We start from the raw sequence: 9,062 nt of genomic DNA, 5'->3' as shown, positions 1-9,062 counted from the left end.
CTCTCCGACGAGGTGGGGATCGCGGCGGTCAACGGGCCGACCTCGGTGGTACTTTCGGGCACCGAGGCGGCCGTGCTGGCCGTGGCGGAGCAGCTGGCGACGCAGGGTCGCAAGACCAAGCGGCTGACGGTCAGCCACGCGTTCCACTCGCCGCTGATGGACCCGATGCTGGACGAGTTCCGCGCGGTCGTGGCGGGTCTGACCCTCCAGACTCCCCGGATCGCGATCGTCTCCACCCTCGACCAGGAGGCCGACCTCACCACGCCCGAGTACTGGGTGCGTCACGTCCGCGAGGCGGTCCGCTACCGCGACGCGATCGAGACGCTGGAGCGCGAGGGCGTCCGCACGTTCGTGGAGCTCGGCCCGGACGGCGTGCTCTCTGCCCTCGGCCAGGACTGCGCCACCGCCGACGACGTCATGTTCGCGCCGGTCCTGCGGGCAGAGCGCCCGGAGGTCCGCACGCTGACGACGGCGCTCGCGCAGGCCCACGTGCGCGGTGTCGCAGTGGACTGGCACGCCCTCTTGGCGGGGACCGGTGGCCGTCGGATCGACCTGCCCACCTACCCCTTCCAGCGGGCACGGTACTGGCTGGAGGGCGGCACCTCGACCGGGGATCCCGCGTCGCTCGGGCTCGCCGCCCCCGGACATCCGCTGCTCGGCGCGAGCATCGAACTCCCGCACTGGGACGGCCTGGTGTTCACCGCCCGGCTGTCGGTGCAGACGCACCCCTGGCTCGCTGACCACGCCGTGATGGGCTCGGTGCTGCTGCCGGGCACCGCCTTCGTCGAACTGGCGATCCGCACCGGCGACCAGGTCGGCTGCTCCGTGCTGGAGGAGCTGACGCTGGAGGCACCGCTCGTCCTGCCCGAGCACGGGGGCGTTCAACTGCGGCTGGCGCTGGGCGCGGTGGACGAGTCGGGCAGCCGTCCGCTCTCCGTGCACTCGCGCCCGGATGACGCGCTGCCGGAGGAGCCGTGGACCCGGCACGCCGCCGGCGTGCTCGCTCCCGGCACGAGCGCCGAGGCGCCGTCGTCCGACTTGGCGCAGTGGCCGCCGGCCGGTGCGACCGAGGTCGACGTGACGGACCTCTACGAGCGCCTGGCCGCCGCCGGCTTCGGCTACGGCCCGGTCTTCCAGGGCCTGCGCGCCGCCTGGCGGCGGACCGACGAGGTGTTCGCCGAGGTGGCGCTGCCGCAGGACGCCCGCGACGGCGCGGCCTCCTTCGGCCTGCACCCGGCGCTGCTGGATGCCGCGCTGCACGCGGTCGGCATCGGTGACGTACTCGCGGACACCGGGCGCGGCCGGCTGCCGTTCGCGTGGAACGGGGTGACGCTGCACGCCTCGGGCGCAGCCGTGCTGCGCGCTCGGCTGTCCCGAACCGGACCCGACGCGATCGCCCTGGAACTGGCCGACGAGTCCGGCCACCCGGTGGCCTCGGTGGACTCGCTGGTGCTGCGCGAGGTGTCCGAGGAGCAGGTGCGGGCGGCCCGCAGCGGGTCCACGGACTCGCTGTTCCGGGTGGAGTGGGTCCCGCTGCCGGTCTCTCCCGTGTCTTCGGCGCCCACCGAAGGCTGGGCAGCGCTGCGCGAGGACGTGCTCGGCTCGGGCGCCGAGGTGTTCACCGACCTGGCCGCGCTGGCTGCGGCGGTGGACGGCGGTCGGGCCGTGCCCGACACGGTCCTGCTCGCCCTGGACACCGCCATCGCCGGCACCGTCGGCGCCGCCGACCTCGCCGCAGCGGTCCGGTCCGCTCTGACCGACGTGCTTGCCGCCATCCAGGCCTGGCTGACCGACGAGCGGTTCGCGGCCTCCCGCCTGGTCCTGGTGACCCGTGGCGCGGTGGCCGCCGACGAGGCGGGGCCGCAGGATCTGGTGCATGCGCCGGTCTGGGGTCTGCTGCGTTCGGCGCAGGCCGAGAACCCCGACCGGTTCACCCTGTTGGACCTCGACGCGCACGCCGCGTCCGGTGCACTCCTGGCCGGGGCGCTGGCGTCGGGCGAGCCCGAACTTGCGGTGCGTGAGGGCATCGTGCGCGTGCCACGGCTGGCCCGGACGCCTGCGACCGAGCCGGTGCCGGTGTTCGAAGCCGAGGGCACGGTGCTGGTGACGGGTGCGTCCGGCATGTTGGGTGGTCTGGTGGCCCGGCATTTGGTGGCCGAGCACGGGGTGCGGAGCCTGCTGTTGGTCTCGCGGCGTGGGGCGGACGCGCCGGGCGCTGCCGAACTGGTCGCTGAGCTGGCCGAGTCGGGTGCGGACGTCACGGTCGCGGCGTGTGATGTGGCGGACCGTCAGGCGCTGGCCGGGTTGCTCACGGAGCAGCGGGTTTCCGGTGTGGTGCACACGGCCGGTGTGCTGGACGACGGCATCGTCTCCTCGCTCACCCCCGAGCGGCTCGACACGGTGCTGCGTCCCAAGCTGGACGCTGCCCTCAACCTGCACGAACTCACCTCGGACCTCTCCGCGTTCGTCCTCTTCTCCTCCGCCGCCGGTACCTTCGGCGGTCCGGGTCAGGGCAACTACGCCGCCGCGAACGTCTTCCTCGACGCCCTCGCCGCTGCGCGCCGGGCGCAGGGCCTCCCGGCCGTCTCGCTGGCCTGGGGCCTGTGGGCCGAGGGCGCCGGGATGGCGGCCGGACTCGGCGACGGCGACGTCGACCGAATGGCACGCTCCGGCGTGCAGGGTCTCACCGCCGTGGAGGGACTGGCTCTCTTCGACGCCGCCCTTCGTACGGACGCCGCGACCCTGGTCCCGATGCACCTGGACCTGGCCGCGCTGCGCCAGGACGCCGGCCGTGAGGTTCTGCCGCTGCTGCGCGGGCTGGTCCGGGTCCCGGTGCGCCGGGTCGCGCGCGCCGGCTCGCAGGCCGGCGGCTCGGAGCTGACCGGCCGTCTGCTGGCGCTCCCGGCAGGGGAGCGCGAAGCCGCGCTGCTCGACCTGGTGTGCGGTCGTGTGGCGGCTGTCCTCGGCTACTCGAACGCGACGGCCGTGGAGGGTGGCCGGGCGTTCAAGGAGCTCGGCTTCGACTCGCTGACCGCCGTCGAGCTGCGCAACGAGCTCAACGGTGCGACCGGTCTGCGGCTGCCCGCAACGCTGGTCTTCGACTGCCCGACCCCCTCTGCGCTGGCCGCGTTCCTGCGCAGTGAGCTGCTGGGCGACGAGTCGCAGACGGTCGTGGCCACCTCGGCCACGGACGTGGCGGACGACCCCATCGCGATCGTCGGCATGGCCTGCCGCTACCCCGGCGGTGTGGAATCGCCGGACGACCTGTGGCGCCTGGTGTCCTCCGGATCGGACGCGATCTCCGGCTTCCCCGCCGGTCGCGGCTGGGACGTGGAGAACCTCTACCACCCGGACCCGGACCACCAGGGCACCTCGTACGCCCGCGAGGGCGGCTTCCTGCACGACGCGGGCCTGTTCGACCCGTCGTTCTTCGGCATCTCGCCCCGCGAGGCCGTCGCGATGGACCCGCAGCAGCGGCTGCTGCTGGAGGTCTCCTGGGAGGCCATCGAGCGCGCCGGCATCGATCCGACGACCCTGCGCGGCAGCCGCACCGGTGTCTTCGCCGGCCTGATGTACCACGACTACGCCAGCGCGATCGGCGAGCTCCCGGACGGGGTCGAGGGATACCTGGGCACCGGCAACTCGGGCAGCATCGTCTCCGGGCGCGTCGCCTACACCTTCGGGCTGGAGGGCCCGGCCGTCACCGTCGACACCGCCTGCTCGTCCTCGCTCGTCGCGCTGCACTGGGCGATTCAGGCGCTGCGCAACGGCGAGTGCACGATGGCACTGGCCGGTGGCGTCGCCGTGATGGGCACGCCGGAGACCTTCGTCGACTTCAGCCGCCAGCGCGGCCTGTCGCCCGACGGTCGCTGCAAGTCCTTCGCGGACGCCGCGGACGGCACGGGCTGGGGCGAGGGCGCGGGCATGCTCCTCGTCGAGCGGCTGTCCGACGCCCGCCGCAACGGCCACCGCGTGCTCGCGGTCGTGCGCGGTTCGGCCGTCAACCAGGACGGCGCGAGCAACGGCCTGACCGCCCCCAACGGTCCGTCGCAGCAGCGGGTGATCCGCCAGGCGCTGGCCAACGCGGGCCTGACGCCCGGTGAGATCGACGCGGTCGAGGCGCATGGCACCGGCACGACCCTCGGTGACCCGATCGAGGCGCAGGCACTGCTGGCCACCTACGGCCGCGACCGCGCCGAGGACCAGCCGCTCTGGCTGGGCTCGATCAAGTCCAACATCGGCCACACCCAGGCCGCGGCCGGTGTCGCGGGCATCATCAAGATGGTGCTGGCCATGCGGCATGGAGTGCTGCCGCAGACGCTGCACGTGGACCGGCCGTCGACGCACATCGACTGGTCGGCGGGCGCGGTGGAGCTGCTGACCGAGGCGCGGCAGTGGCCCGCGACCGGGCGGCCGCGCCGAGCGGCGATCTCGTCCTTCGGCATCAGCGGCACCAACGCGCACACCGTCGTCGAACAGGCTCCGGAGGACATCGAGCCTTCCGCGGCGACCGTCGAACCGGGGCGCACGCCGGTGCTGCCGTGGCTGCTCTCCGCGAAGAGCGCGGACGCGCTGCGGGCCCAGGCCCGACGTCTGCTCTCCTTCGTCGAGGAGCACGCAGGTGCCCAACCGGTCGATGTTGCTTACTCGTTGGCGACGACGCGCGCCGCACTGGAGCACCGTGCGGTCGTGGTCGCCGAGAACGACGACGAACTCCTGCGCTCGCTGCGGGCGTTGGCTGCGGGTGAAGGGGCAGCCGGTGTGGTCAGGGGCGTGGCGGCGCCGGGGCGCCTTGCGTTCCTCTTCACCGGCCAGGGCAGTCAGCGAGCCGGGATGGGCCGTGAGCTGTACGAGGCGTTCCCGGTGTTCGCGGCGGCGTTCGACGCGATCTGCGCGGAGCTGGACCGTCACCTGGATCGTCCGCTGAAGGACGTCGTCTTCGCGGGTGAGCGGATCGACGAGACGGCCTGCACGCAGCCGGCGCTCTTCGCGATCGAGGTGGCACTGTTCCGCCTGGTCGAGTCGTGGGGAATGCGCCCGGACTTCCTGGCCGGTCACTCGATCGGCGAGCTGGCCGCCGCGCACGTGGCGGGTGTGCTCTCGCTCGCGGATGCCGCAGAGCTGGTGGCGGCGCGTGGCCGGTTGATGCAGGCGCTGCCGTCGGGTGGGGCGATGGTGGCGGTGCAGGCGTCCGAGGACGAGGTGCTCGCGCTGCTGACCGGCCGCGAGGCCGAGGTGGGCATCGCCGCCGTCAACGGCCCGACCTCCGTCGTGATCTCCGGTGCCGACCAGCCCGTCCTGGACGTGGCCGAGCAGTTGGCCGCCGAGGGTCGCAAGACCAAGCGGCTGACGGTCAGCCACGCGTTCCACTCGCCGCTGATGGACGGCATGCTCGACGACTTCCGGACCGTCGCCGAGAGCGTGACCTTCCACGCTCCCCGGATCCCGATCGTCTCGACCCTCGACCAGGACGCCGACCTGACGTCGCCCGAGTACTGGGTGCGTCACGTCCGCGAGGCGGTCCGCTTCCGCGACGCCGTCGAGACCCTGGAGCGCGAGGGCGTCCGTACCTTCGTGGAGCTCGGCCCGGACGGCGTGCTCTCCGCTCTCGGTCAGGAGAGTGCCACGGCTCAGGACGTCGCCTTCGCGTCGGCGCTGCGCGCTGACCGTCCCGAGGCGCGTGCCCTGACCGCCGCAGTCGGGCAGGCCCACGCGCGCGGTGCGGCCGTGGACTGGCAGGCTGTTCTCGCCGGTCGGAACGCCCGCCGGACCGAGCTGCCCACCTACGCCTTCCAGCACGAGTGGTTCTGGCTGGAGTCCGCAGCCCCGGCGTTCGACAGCACTTCAGAAGGCGCGTCCGACGCGCTCTTCTGGGAGGCGGTGGAACGCGAGGACGTCGACGCGGTGGCCGCCACCCTGGCGGTCGAGGACGCCGACACGCTCGCCGCGCTGCTGCCCGCCCTGTCGGCCTGGCGTCGGCAGAACCGTGATCGCTCCACCGTGGACGGCTGGCGCTACCAGACCACCTGGAAGCCGGTCACCGAGGCGGTCCCGGGTGTGCTGTCGGGCACCTGGCTGGTGGCGGTTCCGACCGCCGCCGCCGACGACCCCGCGGTTCTGGGCACGCTGCGCGTGCTGGCCGATCGCGGCGTGGACGTCCACCGCATCGACGTCGACGCAGCGGACGCCGACCGCACCCGGCTCGCCGAGTGCCTGCCGGAGACGCAGGCGCCGGTGACGGGCGTGCTGTCCCTGCTGGCCCTGGACGAGGCCATGCCTGTGGCCGCCGGCCTGGCGCTCGTGCAGGGGCTGGGGGATGCCGGGGTCGCCGCGCCGCTGTGGTGCGTGACGCGCGGTGCGGTGTCGACCGGTCCTGCCGACCGGCTCACCGGTCCCGAGCAGGCGCAGCTGTGGGGTCTGGGCCGGGTGGTGGCGCTGGAGCATCCGGAGCGCTGGGGTGGGCTGGTCGACCTCCCGGAGACCGTCGACGACCGCGTGCTCGCTCGCCTGGCAGACGTGCTCACCGGTCCGGAGGACCAGGTAGCGGTCCGCCCGACGGGTGTCTTCGCCCGTCGCCTGGTGCGCACACCAGGCCGGGAGGCGAGCCGCCAGTGGCAGCCCTCGGGCACGGTGCTCGTCACGGGCGGCGCGGGTGCGCTGGGCGGGGAGGTGTCCCGTTGGCTGGCCCGCAACGGCGCCGAGCGCCTGCTGCTCACCAGCCGACGCGGTCCGGACGCCCCGGGCGCCGCTGAACTGATCGACGAGCTGCGCGAGTTGGGTGCGGTTGCCACCCTTGCCGCGTGTGACGTGGCCGACCGTGAGGCGCTGGCTGCGCTGCTCGCGTCGCTGGACGAGCCGGTCTCGGCGGTCTTTCACACGGCCGGTGTGCTGGACGACGGCGTCGTGGACGGCCTGACCGCCGAGCGCCTCGCCGCCGTCACCCGCCCCAAGGTGGACGCCGCCCGGAACCTGCACGAACTCACCGACGACCTCTCGGCATTCGTGCTCTTCTCCTCGATCGCCGGCACGGTCGGCAGCGCGGGACAGGGCAACTACGCCGCCGCCAACGCCTATCTGGACGCGCTCGTCGAGCAGCGCCGGGCCGACGGCCTCGCGGCCACGTCGATCGCCTGGGGCCCGTGGGCCCAGGGCGGCATGGCCGCCGACGCAGCCCTCGAACAACGTCTGCGCCGAGGCGGACTGCGGCCCATGGCACCCGAGCTGGGCCTGGCCTTCCTCCAGCGCGCGCTCAGCGTCGAGGACAGCGCAGTGGTCGCCGCCGACCTGGACTGGGAGAGCTTCGCCCCCGCCTTCGTCGCGGTGCGCGCCAGCCGCCTGTTCGACGACCTGCCCGAGGCCCGCCGCGCGATCGATCAGGCCGCGCCCGCCTCCGCCGTCGGCGGGGCGACCGCGTTGGCGCAACGCCTGGCCGCACTGCCCGAAGCCGAGCGGGATCGCGTGCTGCTCGACGTGGTGCGCGGCAACGTGGCCGCCGTGCTGGGCTACGGCAACCCGGAGTCCGTCGAGATCGGCAAGGCCTTCCGCGAGCTCGGATTCGACTCGCTGACCGCCGTCGAGTTCCGCAACCTCCTGGGCACGGCGACCGGTCTGGCCCTGCCCGCCACGCTGGTGTTCGACTACCCGACCACGGCCGCGCTGGCCGAGTACCTGCGCTCGGAACTGCTCGGCGAGGCGCTGCCCGCCCTGGCGGCCGCCGCGTCGACCGCCGTCGACGACGAGCCGATCGCCATCGTCGCGATGAGCTGCCGCTTCCCCGGCGGCGTCAGCACGCCCGAGGAGCTGTGGCAGCTGCTCAGCTCCGGAGCCGACGCGATCTCCGGTTTCCCGACCGACCGCGGCTGGGACCTGGAGACACTGCTCCATGCCGGTACCGACGAAGCGCACTCGTCGCACACCGGTCACGGCGGGTTCCTCTACGACGTCGCCGAGTTCGACCCGACGTTCTTCGGCATCTCGCCGCGCGAGGCGCTGGCGATGGACCCGCAGCAGCGTCTGCTGCTGGAGGTCTCCTGGGAGGCGATCGAGCGCGCGGGCATCGACCCGACGATCCTGCGCGGCAGCCGGACCGGCGTCTTCGTCGGCACCAACGGGCAGGACTACCTCCAGTTGGCGATGGACACCGCCGACGACCTCGCCGGCTACCTCAGCACCGGCAACGCGGCGAGCGTGGTCTCCGGTCGTCTCTCCTACACCTTCGGCCTGGAGGGCCCGGCGGTCTCCGTCGACACGGCGTGCTCCTCGTCGTTGGTGGCCCTGCACCTGGCCGTCCAGGCGCTGCGCAGCGGCGAGTGCACGATGGCGCTCGCGGGCGGCGCGACGGTGATGTCCTCCCCGGGCGCGTTCGTGGAGTTCAGCCGCCAGCGCGGGCTGGCCACCGACGGCCGCTGCAAGGCGTTCGCGGCGGCCGCCGACGGCACCGGCTGGGGTGAGGGCGTCGGCATGCTGCTCGTGGAGCGGCTGTCGGACGCGGAGCGCAACGGGCATCCCGTGCTGGCGGTCGTGCGTGGTTCGGCCGTGAACCAGGACGGTGCGAGCAACGGTCTCACGGCGCCGAACGGGCCCTCGCAGCAGCGGGTGATCCGGCAGGCGCTGGCGAACGCCGGTCTGACGGCCGGTGAGGTCGACGCGGTCGAGGCGCACGGCACCGGCACGACCCTCGGTGACCCGATCGAGGCGCAGGCGCTGCTGGCCACTTACGGTCAGGATCGCTCCGAGGACCAGCCGCTCTGGCTGGGTTCGATCAAGTCGAACATCGGCCACACCCAGGCGGCGGCCGGTGTCGCGGGCGTCATCAAGATGGTGCTGGCGATGCGCCACGGCGAGCTCCCGCAGAGCCTGCACATCGACGAGCCGAACCCCCACGTGGACTGGTCGGCCGGAGCGGTCGCGCTCCTCGCCGAGCACCAGCCGTGGCCGGAGACCGGCCACCCGCGCCGGGCCGGTGTGTCCTCCTTCGGCATGAGCGGCACCAACGCGCACGTCGTGCTGGAGCAGTCTCCCGTCACCGTGGGCGAGTCTTCTCCGGTCGAGGGCGCTGTGGT

The 9,062-nt window shown here is 73.5% G+C and carries 1 protein-coding gene; it reads left to right on the top strand.

Annotated elements, in window-relative coordinates; all coding sequences use genetic code 11:
* The coding region (locus tag TR49_RS36930) for a type I polyketide synthase (RefSeq protein ID WP_042390242.1) at positions 1–9,062 on the top strand (9,062 nt) is incomplete at both ends.

Origin of the sequence: Streptacidiphilus melanogenes, from assembly GCF_000787835.1 — a bacterium.
GTDB classification, from domain to species: domain Bacteria; phylum Actinomycetota; class Actinomycetes; order Streptomycetales; family Streptomycetaceae; genus Streptacidiphilus; species Streptacidiphilus melanogenes.
This window is presented reverse-complemented; position numbering and strand designations above follow the sequence as displayed.